Raw genomic sequence first — 15,584 nt, forward strand, 5'->3', positions numbered from 1 at the left:
AAAAATTGACTTTTGATAGAAAAACTATAAAATTTTTCCCTAAAATGGATGCATTATTATATGATTTCGGTTTTTCCTTTATCATTAAAGGATTTAGTCGGCTTTGTTGAAAAGGTAGATTTCTCATTTCTAACTATGGCTCTATTGTGTGGATTAGTAGAACAACTGCGTCATACCATAACAACATTGTGGCATGGATACCTAATTTTCCTGAGCTTGACAAACGAAATGAGTGTGACAATCCAGTCAACTATAATATGTTATCTATTTATGGTATCTTGTGCCATAAGCTGCATCCTAATATAGAGGGCATTGCCCGTGTGGATCGAAAAGCACCCTAAGGTAGTCATCTAATTTCTTGTACCTAAGGCATCCAGAAAAATAATAAAAATACTAATAATATTAGTATTTTTCAGCTGGACCTAGTTCCCAAGCCACAGGGTAAGAAAATGATCCATGCGGACAATCCTAAAAGAGACCGCTACAACAAGTGAGCTAATGATATCAAGCGTTTTTTATAAATTGCCCCGTTCTTTTTAGCCGCTCGCAACAACACTACTCTAAAATAGATAAAGGTATTTAGTGAAACATACTATTATTAAGATAGTTTCTTGTATTATAGCATTTTTGATTTTTCTTATTTTTAATATTTCAGTTTATTATTGTTTAATATATTATCAAAAAAAAGAATATAAGGAATTACTCAAAGCTTATGCGAGTAGTATATCAAGCTTACTTACACAAGATCTAGAAAATGCTCTTAATAGCTCCATACCAAATAAAGAATTCTTCTTATTTAAAGGTTTTGAAGTTATTCCTAAATCTAAAACTACTGTGAATTTAATTACAGTAAGTGCCAATTCTATAAGAGTAAGAAATAAAAAAGAAGAATACATATTTAATTTACACAACTTAAAAGAAATCATAAATAAAATATTTCCTCCTTTTATAATTTATAAATTAAGCTTAAATAATCATGATATCTTTTCCGAAAGAATAAATATAGATCAATATTTAACTGAAAGTAAACTTGTAGAAGCAAATGGTATTTTAAATTTAAAATTGGGTATTAAGAAAGACTCACAATTTTATTTAGATGGAGCATATTTATTACGAAGAAATATGTTAATTTATAGTATCAGCTCATTTTTAACTCTTTCAATATTAGTCTCTATATATTTTAAAATATACAATACCATACAACAGAATTTTAGAATTTTACATCAAGAAATATATGAAGAAACTGAAATAAATACAGCATTGATAAATAATAATAAAGCCGATCATGAATTAAGAAAGCTCTTTATAAAAAAATTAACAGAAATATATTTAAAACAAGAATTAGGAGATACATACAATCCAAATGATTTTCCATTTAAGAATCAACTTTTTCCTATAAACTTAACTGATTTATCCCTTACTAAAATTAATATTGAAAATTTAATCAAGCTATTACAAGGATATTTCGCTCCTTATTTTGCTAAAATTGGTATTAGAACTACTAACAATATAAAAGAGATTGAAATTAACTGTTCTCTTGAAGTTTTTTATCAATTAATATTTAGCTTGGTATTTAATTTGGTAAAATTTATAGATAGGCAAAGCAATATTCCTCAAATAATTAAGATAGATTTTAACCAAGATAAAATTACTATTACTAACGATTGTTTTTCATTAGATGAAAAGAAAATGATTAAATTATCTGATATTATAATAGAAGAATATACAGATCTTTTTATTTTAAATTGTTACAAGATATTTAAATCGTTAAATGAACATAAATTTAAATATAATATCTTCTCGCATGATGGCTCACACTTAATAGAAATAGTGTATCCTCCATTAAATAACTCTAATTTAAATACAGGGAAGATATTAGATTTCACTAAATATTTAAACAATAAAAACTAAATATCATATTGAATATTTTTCTTGGACACGCTGATGTAATATCCATTCAATAATTTTATTATCAATAGATTCATCAGGTGTAGGACGGTAGTAATTAAATACTTCATTTAAGGTTTAAGAAAATTCTGTTTCAGAAACTACTAGATTTAATTTTTTTATTGTTTTTATTATCTCAGGCAAGATTTTTTGAAATAAGATATAATAATATTGACCAAGGTAATCATTAACTTTAATATTAGGATTATATAAATCCTTAATTGAAACACCTAAAGTATCAGCTATTGTTTGTAGAATCTCTGCGGAAGGTTTTCTAGATATACCTTTAATAATGTTATAAACACTATTTTTCTTTAGCTCTGCCTTTCTCTCAAGTTCTGTAATTTGAATATTACGTTCCTTTATGAATTTATATAAATTCTTTTGCAATACTGTATCTGACATGAGTTTCAAATTATAGTTGTATTTTTATAACAAATTAAAACTAAAGAAATATTATAGTTGATATTTTATTTTAAAAGTGGTTATTATAATTACATGTATGTAATTGAGAAACATTATTGCTAAACTATAATCAATTTAGATAAGTTTTAAACTAGCTATAAATTTAATAAGTAAAAGCTAGTATCATTATTTTAACTAAAATAATGTTGTTAGAACATATCATATGTCTTTTAAAAAAGGCAAGAAGATAATCATACCTAAATATACTCTAGGTATCAATATATTGCATTTTGTTACGAGAATATAGAAAAACAGAATATCTATACATCAAAATTCATCTCAACTTAATTACTTACTATTTTTTTATGCCTTAGTAATTTAAGCTCTTACTTTAAAGGCACCTAAATATAGATAATAAGGAGAATATTTTTGTGAATTTTATAAGAAAAAATTTTCTTGGGGTTGGAAAAAATATAGACGTAAATTTAAAAAATATTTTTAGACAAGTAAATGAAACAACCGAAATATTTAATACATTTCTTATAGATAGAAATTTTACTGATGAGTGGGATGATGAAGATGATTTTGATGATGGTGTATGGATAGAAGTTCCATTAATAGAATCAAAAGAAATCTAAATCAATATATACTTTTGAAGTATCCGCAGTATATTATCATGTCACTAGTTAATTTAATTTTTAAAGTAAATTTTTGAAAATTCCTTATGCGTTAATGATAATTTATAATATAATTTAGTTAAACTATATTATTTAATTATGTCAAACGATAATTCTCAAGCTACCCCTCCTCTTTCTAAGCAACAATTATTTGCTTTTTTTGGTATGGTTGTTGGTATGTTTATGTCAGTGCTTGACATCCAAATTGTTGCAAGCTCACTATCCGTAATAGCAGCAGGACTTGCGGCTTCAAGTGATGAGCTTTCTTGGGTTCAAACATCTTATTTAATAGCTGAAGTTATCATAATTCCGATTACGGGATTCTTAGCAAGATTACTTTCCACTAGAATTTCTTACTTTGTTGCAGCTCTTGGCTTTACGATTATGAGCGTATTATGCTCACTTGCAACGAATATTGAATCAATGATTATCTTTAGAGCGTTACAAGGATTTTTTGGCGGTGCTATGATACCAACAGTTTTTAGTACTGTTTTTATAATTTTTCCACCATCACAACGCCCTAAAATTACTATATTAATTGGGCTTGTTGTAACAGTAGCACCAACTTTAGGTCCAACACTTGGAGGATATATTACAGAAATTTTATCATGGCATTTTATGTTTTTGTTGAATGTTATACCTGGTATTTTTGTATGTAGCGTAGTTTTTTTATATGGGCATTTTGATAAACCAAATTATAACTTATTGAAAAATTTTGATTTCCTTGGTATAGCAATTATGGTCTTGACTCTTGGTTTACTACAATATGTTTTAGAAGAAGGTAATAAAAAAGGCTGGCTGGAGGATAATTTAATATTATTTTTAAGTATTGCGGTAGCTTTAGGATTTATTTTGCTAATAATCAGAGAATTAACTTTTATAAACCCGATTTTAGATTTAAAAACATTTCTCTATAAAGATTTTACGTTTGGCTGTCTCTACTCTTTTGTTATGGGTATAGGATTATATGGAGCAGTATATATATTACCATTATTCTTATTTACCATAGCAGGTTATGATACGTTGCAGATCGGTGCTACTATGATGGTAACGGGAATAGCACAATTTTTATCAGCACCACTAGCTGGAAGAATGCTAGGAGCGGGCGTAGATTTACGGCTAATGCTGATTATAGGGCTTGGAGGCTTTGCACTTGGATGTCATTTAAATAGCTTTCTAACACCTGATTCTAAATTTGCCGAATTTGTATTACCGCAATTTGTCAGAGGGCTTTCTTTAATGTTTTGCTTCATACCAACTAATAATATTGCTCTTGGTAATATGCCAAGGGAAAAAGTAGGGAATGCAAGCGGTCTTTATAACCTCACTCGTAACCTTGGAGGAGCGGTAGGACTAGCAGTAATTAGTACTATACTAACTAATGATACTAAAATTTTTATGCAATATCTATCGGAAAACATCCCCTCCACTTCTATAATGGCAATGGAGCAATTAGATTCATACACCGCATTATTAAGCGGAAAAGTATTTAATCCAGAAAAAGCCTCATATTTATTATTGGCTAATAAAATAAATACGGATGCATTTGTAATTGCAATAAATAATATATTTAATATGATAGCGTTATTATTTATACTTATAATGCTGCTAATTCCTTTCACTTCAAATATCAAGCTATCAGGAAACACCAATGCCCACTAAAATTTCAATTATATTATATTTTCCTTGGTTATTTTGGGAAATATGCAAGTCAGCTTTTTCAGTTATTAAAATAATTTGGCAAAGAAATATAGTTGTAGAACCAGTTTTTGAATGGGTTGATGCAGAAGGATTAAAAGATATCGGTGAAATAATATATAGTAACTCAATTACTTTAACCCCTGGTACAGTGACATTAGATATAAATAATAATATGTTATTAGTGCATGCACTCGATAAATCATCGATTGATGATTTACACAATGGTAAAATGATTAAAAAAATTAAAAGAATTTTGAGGATATGACATCAAATTTAAAATATAAACGGGTTTTGTTGAAAGTTTCAGGTGAAGCTTTAATGGGTGATAAGCAATTTGGTCATGAATATGACACAATAAAAAAGATTGCTGGAGACATTAAAGAACTTATTGATTTAGGAGTAGAAGTTGCCATCGTAGTTGGCGGCGGAAATATTTATCGCGGGATTAATGCAGCATTAGTTGGTATGGATCGAGCATCAGCCGATTATATAGGTATGCTCGCAACTGTTATTAATGCTTTAACACTGCAAAATGTTATGGAAAGCCTAGACATCTATACAAGAGTTCTATCGGCTATTCCAATGATGAGCGTATGCGAGCCATATATTCGTCGCAGAGCTAAAAGACATATGGAAAAAGGTCGAGTAGTAATTTTTGCCGGTGGCACTGGTAATCCGTTTTGTACAACCGATAGTGCAGCAGTACTACGTGCAATAGAAATGAATTGCGATGTTTTGCTAAAAGCAACGCAAGTTGATGGGGTATATGATTCTGATCCGAAAAAAAATCCGAATGCTAAAAAATATTTCACTATTAACTATAAAAATGTTATAACTAACAACCTGCAAGTTATGGATTTAGCAGCTATAGCAGTTGCAAGAGAAAATAAGCTACCTATAAGGGTATTTTCAATAAAAGAAAAAGGTAACATTGCTAAGGTAGTTCAAGATCAAGGGGAATATACTACAATCGAAGAGTAGTATATTGCTCGTAAGAATTAACTGGAAAACGTCATTGCGAGGAGCGAAGCGACGCGGCAATCTTATCAAGCGTCCCGAGACTGCCTCCGCCCTCTACTATGCATATCCTCGCAATGACGATAATACCACAACTTATATAATAACATATGGATGAAAAATTATGGATAAAGTAACTCTTAAGAAAAATTTACAAGAAAAAATGGATAAGGCTTTAAAAGTTTTAGATCATGAGCTTAAAGGGCTTCGTACTGGTAGAGCTTCAGTTAATTTACTTGATAGCGTAACTGTAGAAGCTTATGGCGATAGAATGCCACTCTCACAAGTTGCCTCTCTGACAACTCCAGATGCACGAACAATTAACGTGCAGGTCTGGGATAAATCTATAGTATCATCAGTAGAAAAAGCAATTACAGTAGCAAATCTTGGTTTAACTCTATCATCAGATGGGCAATTAATTAGACTACCTATACCAGCTTTAACGGAAGAAAGACGTAAAGAACTTGCAAAACTTGCTCATAAATATGGTGAAGATACTAAAATTTCATTGCGTAATATTAGAAGAGACGGCAATGAAGAACTTAAAAAAATGGAAAAAGATAATATTATAGCAAAAGATGAACATCATAGTTTAGCAGAACAGGTACAAAAACTAACTGATGAATATAGTAGCAAAGTTGATTCGGCGATAAAGCAGAAAGAGCAAGAAATAATGACTGTGTAGTCCGATGAACTTCAAAAATTGGCTACGTCATCCTACAAGTACTGCGGTACTCACGTAGTTTATCTACGTTCCGTTCCTTGCACTTGTGGATTCCTTGCTCTTTTTGAAGTTGATCTTCGCCTACCCTAATTATTAAATGAGAATTAGAGACTAAAATATAAGAAAACAAAATAAATTATGATTACAAAAGAAGAAGTAAAAAAAATAGCAAAGCTTGCAAGGCTTAAATTTGAGGAAGATAAGGTAGAGGAATTCTCTAGCAGGCTTAGCTCTATAATGGATATGATCGATATTCTAAATGAAATAGATTGCACCGATGTTAAGCCTTTAACTTCTGTTTGTGATATGCAAGCAAGAATGCGACCTGATGAAGTTACAAGCAAAGACCATTCAAATGAATTATTTGATAATGTTCAAGGTGCTAGCCGGCAGCTTGCTAAAGAAGTGAAATATTTTATTACTCCAAAGGTTGTTGAATAATATGACGGAATTAAATAAGTTAAGTGTAGCAGATAGCCTAAAAGGCTTAAAAAATAAAGAATTTACCAGCAAAGAATTAGTTAATGCTCATATTAAGCAAATAGAAAAACATAAAAACCTAAATGCTTATGTTACAGAGACTTTTGATTTAGCTTTAAAGCAAGCAGAAGCAGCTGATCAAAATTATGCCAAGAATCAGCCGAGAACTCTTGAGGGAATACCTTTCGCTGCTAAAGATCTTTTTTGTACAAAAGGGATTAGAACCACTGCTTGTTCTAATATATTAAGAGAGTTTATTCCTAATTACGAGTCAGGTGTTACGCAGAATATTTTTAATAAAGGCGGCGTGATGCTCGGCAAAACTAATATGGACGAGTTCGCTATGGGATCAGCAAATATTACTAGCTGTTTTGGTAATGTAATTAGCCCATTGAAAGCAAACGACGATAATGCCGATTTAGTTCCAGGTGGTTCCTCGGGCGGATCAGCTGCGGCAGTAAGCGGCTTTATGGCTACCGCTGTTCTTGGTAGTGATACAGGCGGTTCGGTGCGTCAGCCAGCAAGCTTTACCGGTTTAGTTGGGTTCAAGCCTACATATGGACGCTGCTCAAGATATGGTATGGTATCGTTTGCAAGCTCTCTTGATCAAGCTGGTATATTTACTAGAAGCGTTTTAGATAGCACTATTATGCTTGAAGCAATGATGGGTTTTGACGAAAGAGATTCTACTTCTATTAAGGCAGAAGTACCGCAATTACAACCTGCTATCGGAAGTTCTATAAAAGGCATGAAAATAGGCGTACCTCTAAGTCTTGGAGAGGGCGGAATTATCGAACCTGATATTATGAAGATGTGGCACTCTACTATAGAGCTGCTTAAAAATGCCGGTGCTGAAATAATCGATATTTCTCTGCCGCATGCTAAATATGGCGTTGCTGTTTATTATGTTATAGCACCTGCTGAAGCCTCTTCAAACTTATCTAGATATGACGGCGTAAGATACGGGCTTAGAGTAGAGAAAGAAAATATGAGCCTAGACGAGATGTATGAAATAACGAGATCGTCCGGTTTTGGTGATGAAGTAAAACGCCGTATCATGATCGGGACATATGTACTTTCTTCTAGCTTTATGGATGCATATTATTTAAAAGCACAAAAAGTGCGTAGGCTTGTTGCTGATGATTTTAATAATGCTTTTGCAAAAGTAGATGCTATTTTACTGCCATCTGCTCCAACAGAAGCATTTAGAATCGGTGAAAAACAAAATGATCCAACTATTATGTATTTAAATGATCTATTTACCATTCCTGCAAGTTTGGCAGGGCTGCCTTGTGTTTCAGTACCGGCAGGCTTATCAAACAGAGGGCTACCGCTTGGTATGCAAGTTATAGGTAAGCAATTAGACGAATATAATGTTTTAAGAGTAGCATCTGCTATAGAGTCAGGTGTTAAACATATTAAATTTGAGCCGAAAGGATTTTAATTATGGCATATATTGAAGGTAGTAGCGGAAAATGGGAATATGTAATTGGGCTTGAAATTCATGCTCAAATTTCCTCAAAATCTAAGCTTTTTTCAGGCAGCGGTACAACATTTGCAGCAAGCCCAAATTCACAAGTATCTTACGTTGATGCGGCAATGCCAGGTATGCTACCAGTGCTTAATGAGTATTGTGTTCATCAAGCGATTAAAACAGGTCTTGGACTTAAGGCAAAGGTAAATAAATATTCGGTATTTGACCGTAAAAATTATTTTTACGCTGATCTGCCGCAAGGTTACCAGATCTCTCAGTTTTATTATCCGATAGTGCAGGATGGTACTATGGAAATACCAACAAGTACTGGTGAGCTGAAAACTATCCGTATTAATCGCCTGCATTTAGAGCAAGATGCTGGCAAGTCTATGCATGATCAATCACCGCATTATAGCTTTATAGATTTAAACCGTGCAGGTATTGGACTTATGGAAATCGTAACTGAACCTGATATATCTTCACCCGATGAAGCAGCAGAGTTTGTTAAGAAGCTCAGAAGCTTGCTTCGTTATGTTGGTAGCTGTGATGGGGATATGGAAAAAGGTTCTATGCGTTGTGATGCTAATGTGTCGGTAAGACGCAAGGGAGAGCCGCTTGGGACGAGATGCGAAATTAAGAATATCAACTCAATACGTAATATTGTCAGAGCTATAGAGTTTGAAGCTAAAAGGCAAGTAGATTTGATTGAAAATGGTGAATCTGTAATTCAGGAAACACGTTTATTTAATGCTGATAGCGGTGAGACAAGAACTATGCGTTCGAAAGAAGAAGCAGCTGATTATCGCTATTTCCCTGATCCTGATTTATTGCCGGTTATTCTTTCTGATGAGCTGATAAATGAATTAAAAGCAAGCTTGCCTGAGCTACCGGATCAGAAAATAGATAAATATATAACCAAATTCGGTTTAAGCAAATATGATGCTGAAGTAATCGTAGCTGATGAGTCGGCTGCTAAATATTTCGAAGAAGCAGCAAATAAATGTGATCCTAAACTGCTTGCTAACTGGTTAATTAATGAATTGTTTGGACAGCTTAATAAAGCTTCGACCGAAATAAGCGAGTGTAAAATTACGCCTAACGATTTTGCAAAATTAATTAAATTGATAGAAGATAATACCATATCCGGTAAAATTGCTAAGACTGTTTTCGAAATTATGTTTGAAACCGGTAAAGCAGCTGATAAAATTGTAGAAGAACAAGGCTTAGTACAAGTTTCAGACTCTAATGTACTAAATGCTGTAATTGACGAAGTAATCAGCGAAAACCCTGATTCGGTTGAAGGATATAGAGGCGGTAAGGATAAATTATTCGGCTTTTTCGTTGGTCAAGTAATGAAAAAAACCGGCGGTAAGGCAAACCCTGGGCTTGTGAATGAGCTGTTGAAGGATAAGCTTGGTTAGCGTCATTGCGAGCGACTAAAAGGAGCGCGGCAATCTCATGAGACTTTCTGAGATTGCTTCGTCGCTACGCTCCTCGCAATGACAGGATACACGATAAAAAACATTCAAATTAAAATATTACTTTTTATGAATTTTCTTAAAGTACTTTTATTATCTTTATTATTAATTTCTTGTGAAAAAAAAGAGCAAGAAGCAACTTTAATCGTTGGAACTTCAGCAGACAATCCACCCTATGAATTTATTCAAAATGGTGAAATTGTTGGGATTGATATAGATATTATCAACGCAATAGGCGAGCGTTTAAATAAAAGAGTCATTATAAAAAACTTTGACTTTAATGGCTTACTTGCAGCTTTGGTAAGCGAAAATATCGATATTGCAGTTGCAGAACTTTCAGTAACACCAGAACGTGCGGAATATATCAGCTTTTCCGATAATTATGCTACAGCAAAATTTGCTGTATTATACAGGTTAGAGGACAATGTACAAAGTATTGGTGATTTAGATAACAAAATAATTGGTGTGCAATTAGGTAGTGTATTAGAAAAAAAAGCTGAAGAGCTTTCTAAAACAATGAATATTAAAGTTCATTCCTTAGCAAATAGTTTAATGTTAGTTGAAGAATTAAAAGCTAAAGTCGTAGATGTTATTATTTCCGAAGAGTTTCAAAATAAAAAGTTACAAGAAGCAAATCCAAATTTAGCAAGTTATACTTTAGAGGAATTTTCTTCGGAATTTGCTTTAGGCTTGTCTAAACATTCAGGGTTAATTAAAGAAATTAATGAAGCAATAGATTCATTGAAAAAAGATGGTACTATCAATAAAATTATGAAGAAATGGCTGGGACAGTAACAGAAAATCAATTTAAAGATGCTATGAGCTGTTTCCCTGCCGGAGTGACAATCATAACTACTAATTTAAATAATAAGTTTTTTGGCTTTACTGCTAGTTCTTTCACCTCTGTATCTTTAAAACCTCCATTAATATTATTTTGTCTCAATAAAAATTCTTTTAGCATAAAAGGTTTTGAAAACAGTAGTAAATTTGCCATTAGTATTTTAGCAGACAATCAAGTTGATATTTCAGAACATTTTGCAAAATCACATACCGATAAACTTGCAGCAATTTCCTATGAACTTGGACCTGCTACTTCTTGTCCTTTAATAAATGGAGCTATTTGTCATATAGAATGCCTAAAACATGCCACCTATGATGGCGGTGATCATGTTATATTTATTGGTAAAGTAATAAATACTGCTATTAAAAACGACTCAAAACCTTTAATATATCATCATAAATCTTACATAAAATTAATATGATTATAAATATATGTCTTAGCGGTGCTACCGGTAAAATGGGTAGAACTATTTTAGAGAGAATAGATAACTTTAAAAATTGTAAAATTTCAGCAAAATTTAATAGCACCCGTGATTTACATGAGCTAAATGATTTATGTAAAAATTCTGACATAGTTATTGATTTCTCTACTCCTGAAATATTAGAAAAATTGGTTGATAGTGCTTTAAAATATGATACCAAATTAGTAATTGGAACTACCGGTCTTACTTCCTCACAGTTTAAACTTTTAGAAAAAGCAGCAAAAACCTTACCTATTTTATATTCTGCAAATATGAGTATAGGTGCTAATTTACTCGGTTATTTAGCAAAAGAAGCAACAAAAATATTGGATGATTACGATATCGAGATTTTAGAAGCTCATCATCGTGCTAAAAAAGATGCTCCTTCAGGCACTGCTATTATGCTTGCTGAAATGATTACAGCTGAAAAAGAACTAGATATAACATTTAACCGAGGTAATAAAACAAGAAGAAATAATGAAATTGGTATTTCTTCGCTTCGTGGTGGTAATGTACACGGCACTCATGAAATATTTTTCTTAGGCGATGATGAAACTATCACTTTGAAGCATGAAGCTCTTAACAAGAATTCTTTTGCCGATGGGGTAATAAGGGCGGCAATCTGGCTACAAGATAAACAAGCTGGTTTATATTCTATGCTCGATTTTTATAAAAATTTAATTAATTATCACTTGAAAAAGCCCATTTAAAGGACTATATTTATACTATATAAACATAATCTTAAGGTTTCTTATGATCGATTATACAAAAACTTTGACAGCTTCATCATCTAAAAACAAAACTTTTGATGAAGGTCTAAGAAAATATATGCTTAAAGTATATAATTATATGGCTTTAGCATTATTACTAACCGGCATAGCTGCGGTAACAACTATATCAGTTGAACCTTTATATAATTTAATGTTTCAAACAGGTTTTGGAACGCTTATAATGTTTGCTCCTCTTGGCATCGCTTTATATTTCTTTATGGGATTTGGGCGTATGAACTTGCAAACAGCACAAATATTATTTTGGGTTTATGCCGCTTTAACAGGTATGTCTCTTGCATATTTAGCTCTTGTCTATACTGGTGAGTCAATAGCTCGTACTTTCTTTATTTGTGCTTCTGTTTTTGGAGCAATGAGTCTATATGGCTATAGCACAAGTAGAGATTTAACATCTATGGGTTCATTTTGTGCAATGGGTCTTATAGGTCTTATAATTGCTTCATTAGTTAATATGTTCCTAAAAAGTTCAGGTCTTTCTTTTGCTACTTCTCTCATAGGAATAGTTGTATTTATGGGTTTAATTGCTTGGGATACTCAAAAAATTAAATCTATGTATTACATGGCAGGAAATGATGAAACAGGACAAAAGCTTTCTATTATGGCAGCTTTTACATTATATCTAGACTTCATAAATCTTTTCTTATATCTAATGAGATTTTTAGGCAACAGAAGAGATTAATATATACTCATTTTATTTGACATTGTCTTTTGCTGATAATCTTCCCCCATGGCGACATTACTTGCGTGGATACCAAATCGTCATTGCGAGCGACTGTAAGGAGCGTGGCAATCTCATAAAGCAATATTTGACTCATGAGATTGCTTCGTCAATTACTTCGTAATTTCCTCGCAATGACGGAAAAATTAACCCACACAAGCAATGTCCTAGTTGCTTACTGACCTTAAGTCCAACTAAAAATCTGTTACTTTACCCTTATGCTGCCAATCACCATATCTTGTTGGCTCTAGACCTTTAGCCCCACCGATTTCCTTTGGCATTTCTTTTTCCTTTGGCAAATTTTCTTCTTCTAATATATTATCTTTTTTATTATCCATGATATCAATTTATGAAATTTAATCGTATCTATATTAATAACCATCTAGCTGAAAATATCAAGTTAGAATTAGGAAGTGATCACACTCATTATATTAAAACTGTATTACGTCTTAAGGTAAATGATCAATTTCAAATTTTTAATTGCACGGATGGAGAATTCCTTGCACAGATTGCTAAATTAGATAGGAATAACCTTGCTATTACAATTCAAGAATGCTTGAGAAAACCTTGTGCTGAATCTTCATTAACGCTTGCTATGTCTATAATAAAACAAGATAAGTTAATGCTTGCAATAAATATGGCTACGCAGCTTGGTGTAACTAAAATTGTTCCTCTAATTACTGAAAGATGTCAATTTAGATCAGTAAATATTGAGCGTTTGACAAAATGCGTTATTGAAGCAACTGAACAATCTGAGCGATTAAATCCTCCGGTAATAGAGCCTGCTATTTCTATACAAAATTATCTAAAAAAGAATAATAATTTTGTGTTATATGCAAACGAGCATGAAAAAGAAGAAAATTCTATATTAAAGCTTAAATCTTCTAACAAAGATATTACTGATATTTCGATTGTGATTGGACCATAAGGCGGATTTACTAATGACGAGATTGCTTTGCTTGCGTCGTATAAGAACGCACATTCTATAAGTTTAGGAAGAATATTTTACGAGCTGAAACAGCAGCCGTAGCAGCCCTTGCTCAAGTAAATTTAGTTAAAAGCATTCGGTGTCATTCCTTTGTGGTGGGAAACCAGAAAAAATAATAAAAATGCTATGCATTTTACTGGATTGCACGCGTACAAAATTTTCAATTTTTCCTCGCAATGACAAATCTATTCTAATAACAACCCAAGCTTATTTCCCACAGTAACATCGATATATTTTGCAGCAGCTGGAAGCCCTTTGATTTCCATTTCTACATACGTATCTTGCTTTGGAGGGATTTTTGCTTTGAGCTTTGTAATAGATACATATTCATCCAGAACTCTATTATTATGATCCATCGCCCTAACTTTAATTAAAGGATTAGATATTAAATAATCAGAGTTATTAGATATTTTATAAAACATTTTTATAGTACCAGCATTATGCGAACTTCCTAATTTAATTTCCTCTATTTTTAGCTGATCATACTTGCTCAAGGATTTAAAGCTATCTAGCAGTAATATAGCTAAACAAAAAATTATAAAGCTAGTCCACAAGAATGGAAAGACGTTATATTTTCGCTTAGGTGGAATATATGGCAAAATCACTGGTACGTTTGCAGAAAATTGATTACCATATCCATTTTTAACAGGTGTTTTAACGGCTTCGAATTTATCTTCATCAAAATCACTTAATTTACTGGTATTATAATCTAATTTTTGATACCAGATATGCCTACATTTAGAGCATTTAACACGTCGTCCGTTAATACCTATTTGATTATTTGAGACAATAAATTTTGTTTGACAATTAGGACAACTAATATACATAGTAAATTTTTTTATATTTGACTTCATGATAAAGTTATTTATGATTTTTAGCAATATAACAGTTAAAAATTATGCTCCCATATATCAAAGAAATTGAAGAAGCTTGGCAAATAAAGGACAAGCTATTACAAGACTCCGTAAAACTTTCAGCATTAAAAAAAATACTGCACGATGTTATAGAAAGCCTAAATAAAGGTACTATTCGTGTTTGTGAAAGACAAGAAAATAGTTGGCAAGTTACTGAATGGGTAAAAAAAGCAATTCTTTTATATTTTATGACGACTGAATCACAGCTTTATAATAATAATTATAATAGTTGGTATGACAAAGTTGCCCCTAAATTTCCTTTTGATGCTGAGCTTGACAAGTTTAAAGAAGCCGGCATACGCAAAGTCCCAGGATCGTTTGTTAGAACCGGCACATATATTGCTAAAAATGTTGTCATTATGCCGTCTTTTATCAATATCGGTGCTTATATAGATGAGGGAACAATGATTGATACATGGGCTACTATTGGTTCATGTGCTCAAATCGGTAAAAATTGCCATATTTCAGGCGGTACTGGAATCGGTGGCGTGCTTGAACCACTTCAAGCAAAGCCTGTTATTATTGAAGATAATTGTTTTATTGGGGCAAGATCGGAAATTGCTGAAGGGGTTATAGTAGAAGAAGGAGCGGTAGTTAGTATGGGTGTCTTTATCGGAGCTTCTACAAAAATAGTTTATAGAGATAGTGGTGAGATTATCTATGGTAGAGTACCTCCCTACTCTGTAGTAGTGCCAGGAGTATTACCTAATAAAGAAACAGATAAACCAGGACTTTATTGTGCTGTTATCGTAAAACAGGTTGATAAAAATACGAGAGCTAAAGTTAGTATTAATGAATTGTTAAGGAGTTGATATCTAAAAATATTATAAAAATAAATAATTATAAATCGTTATTATTATTAAATAAAAACTATTTTTTATTTACATATAAAAATTTTGTTTAACTGTTGTTTTTTAACCTTGACTTGAAAAATATTAAGGCGTAACCTTATAGTTGCAATAAAATAATTAA

At 32.1% G+C, this 15,584-nt stretch carries 16 protein-coding genes and 2 pseudogenes; 15 read left to right on the forward strand and 3 right to left on the reverse strand.

The window, feature by feature from the left end; translation table 11 throughout:
- The first annotated feature begins 582 nt into the window (after positions 1 to 582).
- Entirely contained in the window at positions 583 to 1,911 is a 1,329-nt protein-coding gene (locus AAHF54_RS05940) for a hypothetical protein (RefSeq protein WP_342169931.1), read from the forward strand.
- Positions 1,912 to 2,025: 114 nt separating this feature from the next.
- On the opposite strand, the gene AAHF54_RS05945 is transcribed toward AAHF54_RS05940, so the two are convergent.
- Positions 2,026 to 2,352, reverse strand: a complete 327-nt coding sequence (locus AAHF54_RS05945; protein ID WP_342169932.1) for a helix-turn-helix transcriptional regulator — start codon at positions 2,350 to 2,352, stop codon at positions 2,026 to 2,028.
- A gap of 431 nt (positions 2,353 to 2,783) precedes the next feature.
- Between AAHF54_RS05945 and AAHF54_RS05950 the strand changes: the two genes are divergently transcribed.
- From AAHF54_RS05950 to AAHF54_RS06005, 12 genes are all read left to right on the forward strand, one after another.
- Positions 2,784 to 2,990 (forward strand): hypothetical protein, encoded by a 207-nt coding sequence (locus tag AAHF54_RS05950; RefSeq protein WP_341788353.1) that lies wholly within the window; start codon positions 2,784 to 2,786, stop codon positions 2,988 to 2,990.
- A gap of 138 nt (positions 2,991 to 3,128) precedes the next feature.
- Positions 3,129 to 4,691 (forward strand): DHA2 family efflux MFS transporter permease subunit, encoded by a 1,563-nt coding sequence (locus tag AAHF54_RS05955; protein WP_342169933.1) that lies wholly within the window; start codon positions 3,129 to 3,131, stop codon positions 4,689 to 4,691.
- On the forward strand, positions 4,681 to 4,995 hold the full coding sequence (locus AAHF54_RS05960; protein ID WP_341788355.1) for a monovalent cation/H+ antiporter subunit E: 315 nt from the start codon (positions 4,681 to 4,683) through the stop codon (positions 4,993 to 4,995). The genes AAHF54_RS05955 and AAHF54_RS05960 overlap by 11 nt, the downstream gene beginning before the upstream one ends.
- Positions 4,992 to 5,711 carry a UMP kinase gene (gene pyrH / locus AAHF54_RS05965; protein WP_341788356.1) on the forward strand — a complete coding sequence of 240 codons (720 nt, stop codon included), beginning with the start codon at positions 4,992 to 4,994 and terminating at the stop codon, positions 5,709 to 5,711. Before AAHF54_RS05960 ends, pyrH begins: the two co-directional genes overlap by 4 nt.
- Before the next feature lie 160 nt (positions 5,712 to 5,871).
- Entirely contained in the window at positions 5,872 to 6,432 is a 561-nt protein-coding gene (gene frr / locus AAHF54_RS05970) for a ribosome recycling factor (RefSeq protein ID WP_342169934.1), read from the forward strand.
- Positions 6,433 to 6,609: 177 nt separating this feature from the next.
- Positions 6,610 to 6,912, forward strand: coding sequence for an Asp-tRNA(Asn)/Glu-tRNA(Gln) amidotransferase subunit GatC (gene gatC, locus AAHF54_RS05975; RefSeq protein WP_341788358.1), 303 nt, complete (start codon positions 6,610 to 6,612; stop codon positions 6,910 to 6,912).
- A 1-nt stretch (position 6,913) separates the two neighbouring features.
- Positions 6,914 to 8,395, forward strand: coding sequence for an Asp-tRNA(Asn)/Glu-tRNA(Gln) amidotransferase subunit GatA (gatA, locus tag AAHF54_RS05980; RefSeq protein ID WP_341788359.1), 1,482 nt, complete (start codon positions 6,914 to 6,916; stop codon positions 8,393 to 8,395).
- Positions 8,396 to 8,397: 2 nt separating this feature from the next.
- A complete protein-coding gene (gene gatB, locus AAHF54_RS05985) occupies positions 8,398 to 9,846 on the forward strand; it encodes an Asp-tRNA(Asn)/Glu-tRNA(Gln) amidotransferase subunit GatB (RefSeq protein WP_342169935.1) in 1,449 nt (482 codons plus the stop codon).
- Positions 9,847 to 9,972: 126 nt separating this feature from the next.
- On the forward strand, positions 9,973 to 10,698 hold the full coding sequence (locus AAHF54_RS05990; RefSeq protein WP_341788361.1) for an ABC transporter substrate-binding protein: 726 nt from the start codon (positions 9,973 to 9,975) through the stop codon (positions 10,696 to 10,698).
- Positions 10,683 to 11,165, forward strand: coding sequence for a flavin reductase family protein (locus tag AAHF54_RS05995; RefSeq protein WP_341788362.1), 483 nt, complete (start codon positions 10,683 to 10,685; stop codon positions 11,163 to 11,165). Before AAHF54_RS05990 ends, AAHF54_RS05995 begins: the two co-directional genes overlap by 16 nt.
- Positions 11,165 to 11,914 (forward strand): 4-hydroxy-tetrahydrodipicolinate reductase, encoded by a 750-nt coding sequence (gene dapB / locus AAHF54_RS06000; RefSeq protein WP_342170242.1) that lies wholly within the window; start codon positions 11,165 to 11,167, stop codon positions 11,912 to 11,914. The genes AAHF54_RS05995 and dapB overlap by 1 nt, the downstream gene beginning before the upstream one ends.
- Before the next feature lie 43 nt (positions 11,915 to 11,957).
- On the forward strand, positions 11,958 to 12,671 hold the full coding sequence (locus tag AAHF54_RS06005; protein ID WP_341788363.1) for a Bax inhibitor-1/YccA family protein: 714 nt from the start codon (positions 11,958 to 11,960) through the stop codon (positions 12,669 to 12,671).
- A gap of 233 nt (positions 12,672 to 12,904) precedes the next feature.
- Here the strand turns inward: AAHF54_RS06005 and AAHF54_RS06010 are convergent.
- Positions 12,905 to 13,030 (reverse strand): annotated as a pseudogene (locus tag AAHF54_RS06010) (DUF1674 domain-containing protein); the annotation flags it as partial.
- Positions 13,031 to 13,059: 29 nt separating this feature from the next.
- Between AAHF54_RS06010 and AAHF54_RS06015 the strand changes: the two are divergent.
- Positions 13,060 to 13,814: pseudogene (locus AAHF54_RS06015) on the forward strand (16S rRNA (uracil(1498)-N(3))-methyltransferase).
- Between the two features lie 69 nt (positions 13,815 to 13,883).
- Here the strand turns inward: AAHF54_RS06015 and AAHF54_RS06020 are convergent.
- The gene (locus tag AAHF54_RS06020; protein ID WP_342170243.1) at positions 13,884 to 14,525 is read right to left on the reverse strand and encodes an MJ0042-type zinc finger domain-containing protein; all 642 of its coding nucleotides are present in this window, start codon (positions 14,523 to 14,525) and stop codon (positions 13,884 to 13,886) included.
- Between the two features lie 71 nt (positions 14,526 to 14,596).
- Here AAHF54_RS06020 and dapD point away from each other — a divergent pair, with 71 nt between their 5' ends.
- Positions 14,597 to 15,424, forward strand: a complete 828-nt coding sequence (gene dapD / locus AAHF54_RS06025; protein ID WP_342169936.1) for a 2,3,4,5-tetrahydropyridine-2,6-dicarboxylate N-succinyltransferase — start codon at positions 14,597 to 14,599, stop codon at positions 15,422 to 15,424.
- The last annotated feature ends 160 nt before the right edge of the window (positions 15,425 to 15,584 follow it).

Source organism: Rickettsia endosymbiont of Seladonia tumulorum, assembly GCF_964030815.1.
Classification (GTDB): Bacteria; Pseudomonadota; Alphaproteobacteria; order Rickettsiales; family Rickettsiaceae; genus Rickettsia.

Bases quoted from the DNA above. Each gene is read 5' to 3' on its own strand.
- AAHF54_RS05945 (WP_342169932.1), bottom strand. From the start codon at position 2,352: ATGTCAGATACAGTATTGCAAAAGAATTTATATAAATTCATAAAGGAA.
- AAHF54_RS05955 (WP_342169933.1), top strand. From the start codon at position 3,129: ATGTCAAACGATAATTCTCAAGCTACCCCTCCTCTTTCTAAGCAACAA.
- AAHF54_RS05960 (WP_341788355.1), top strand. From the start codon at position 4,681: ATGCCCACTAAAATTTCAATTATATTATATTTTCCTTGGTTATTTTGG.
- pyrH (WP_341788356.1), top strand. From the start codon at position 4,992: ATGACATCAAATTTAAAATATAAACGGGTTTTGTTGAAAGTTTCAGGT.
- frr (WP_342169934.1), top strand. From the start codon at position 5,872: ATGGATAAAGTAACTCTTAAGAAAAATTTACAAGAAAAAATGGATAAG.
- gatC (WP_341788358.1), top strand. From the start codon at position 6,610: ATGATTACAAAAGAAGAAGTAAAAAAAATAGCAAAGCTTGCAAGGCTT.
- gatA (WP_341788359.1), top strand. From the start codon at position 6,914: ATGACGGAATTAAATAAGTTAAGTGTAGCAGATAGCCTAAAAGGCTTA.
- gatB (WP_342169935.1), top strand. From the start codon at position 8,398: ATGGCATATATTGAAGGTAGTAGCGGAAAATGGGAATATGTAATTGGG.
- AAHF54_RS05990 (WP_341788361.1), top strand. From the start codon at position 9,973: ATGAATTTTCTTAAAGTACTTTTATTATCTTTATTATTAATTTCTTGT.
- AAHF54_RS05995 (WP_341788362.1), top strand. From the start codon at position 10,683: ATGGCTGGGACAGTAACAGAAAATCAATTTAAAGATGCTATGAGCTGT.
- AAHF54_RS06005 (WP_341788363.1), top strand. From the start codon at position 11,958: ATGATCGATTATACAAAAACTTTGACAGCTTCATCATCTAAAAACAAA.
- AAHF54_RS06020 (WP_342170243.1), bottom strand. From the start codon at position 14,525: ATGTATATTAGTTGTCCTAATTGTCAAACAAAATTTATTGTCTCAAAT.
- dapD (WP_342169936.1), top strand. From the start codon at position 14,597: ATGCTCCCATATATCAAAGAAATTGAAGAAGCTTGGCAAATAAAGGAC.